This window comes from Leekyejoonella antrihumi (assembly GCF_007845645.1).
Taxonomy (GTDB): domain Bacteria; phylum Actinomycetota; class Actinomycetes; order Actinomycetales; family Dermatophilaceae; genus Leekyejoonella; species Leekyejoonella antrihumi.
This window is the reverse complement of sequence record NZ_VCQV01000116.1, coordinates 1-1,698: the sequence shown is the minus strand read 5'-3', so window position 1 is coordinate 1,698 and position 1,698 is coordinate 1. Positions and strand designations below refer to the sequence as shown.

The following is a 1,698-nucleotide window of genomic DNA, read 5'->3' as shown; positions in this document are numbered from 1 at the left end:
CCTCGATCCGTGGAAGGACTGGGCTGATTGGCTGTGAGCGGGTGTCGGGACTGCGTGTGGGCGGCTCGTGGTGGCTGGGCGTTATGGTGCCGCTGGTCTGCCCAGCTTTTCCACGAGGAGTCTCCGGAGGCACCGATTTTGGCGCGATGAACAGGTGGTCTACGCGACTGCGGGCGGCCCGATATCGCCGTTGAAGGTGTTGTTCCACAGCGTGTTCCAGTGATTGGCCCAGGGCCAGTGGGCTGGCAGGTGCAAGAACTTGCGGCGCTGAGGAGCGGCGATCCGGGCGGCCACCATGACCAGGTCCCGGCGCAGCGTCGCGCCACGCGCGACCGCGTGCTCGCCACCGATCAGGGTGCCCGCAGCGCGTAGGAGATTGTGGCAGATCCCGGCACAGATGGCCCACGCACTATTTGCCGCAAAGGACCCTGATGGCAGGTGTGCCATCGGCCCGTCGATCAGGTCCGAGTGGACGGTCTCGATGATCGCGTGCTGCCGGTGCGTGATGTCGGCCTGGGCGACGGGCTCGGTGTTGTTCGTGAGGAACGGGTGATAACGCCACACCGGGAAGAGCTCGTCCATCTTCGCGACGTCCCGCACCCGGCGCACGATCAGGCGGGCGGTGATGGGCCGGTCGGTACTCGTGAACGCGGTGAACTCCGCAACCTCGGCGACCTGCGCGTCCGAGATGAGCTTGCCCGTGTCCGGGTCAACCGTCGCGGTCGGGTACTTCACGGGGATCCATGCGTTATCGGCGATGGAGGAGATCGCCGCGTGGATGGGCGCGTTCTTGGTCACCACGAGAGAGAAGAGTGCCCCGTGGTCCAGGCAGGCGCCGGCGACCAGGTGGTTGCCGTACGCGGAGTCACCACGCACCAGGATCTCTCCCGTGGCGCCGGCCTGCCGGGCGGTGCCGATCGCCTCGATGACCATCGACGCGGCGCCACGTCCGGACCCGGCTCTCCCGGCTCGCAACCGGATCCCCGCGACGACCGGGGCACCCTGCGTGGTGCTGATCGTGGTCACCAGCGGCGACAGGCCCCGGCGCAACAGCTGCTTGCCGCCGATCTTCGCGTGCCCGAAGCTGGCGCCTTCCTTCGCGTGCCCGTACACCGGTCGCAATAGCGAGTCGATATCAACCAGCGCCCGCTGCCCGATCCCCGGTAGCAGGTTGGTGACCCCGACCAGGTTGACCAGGTGAGCCCGCGCCACTGACGCCAACTGCCGGTTATATCCGTGGGTGAACTCGCGCAGGAACTGGCCCAGCGTGGCCGGTGCATACACGCCCTCGAAGACCTTGCCCATCCCACCGGAGCGGATCACGTCCAGGTCATCGATGTAGTCCGCGCCCGCGGCCATGCCCGCGATGATCGAGGTGATCTTCCCGGCCGGGTTCACCCCGGCCGAGGCCACCCGTGCCGCGTCCACGTGCACCCGCTGTGTCAGCAGGTCCGATAGGCCCGCTTCCTCGGCCAGGCCCATCACCGGTAACAGCCCAGCACATGAGATCAGGTTCTCGTCATCGAACACCGGTGTCGCTCGTGCCCACGCATGCTGTAGTTTCACTATCAGTGCCTTCTTGGTGTGGAACAGGTCAGGACGTCAACACTCCCGATTCTCCTCGCCAAGAAGGCCTTTCACGCTACAACGCGCCGACGAACCATCCTCAACCCGCGACCCTCCACGGATCGAGGCTAA

At 66.5% G+C, this 1,698-nt stretch carries 1 protein-coding gene; it reads right to left on the bottom strand.

Annotated elements, in window-relative coordinates; all coding sequences use genetic code 11:
- Nucleotides 1–159 precede the first annotated feature (159 nt).
- Entirely contained in the window at nucleotides 160–1,566 is a 1,407-nt protein-coding gene (locus tag FGL98_RS24980) for an IS1380 family transposase (RefSeq protein WP_146321574.1), read from the bottom strand.
- Nucleotides 1,567–1,698 lie beyond the last annotated feature (132 nt).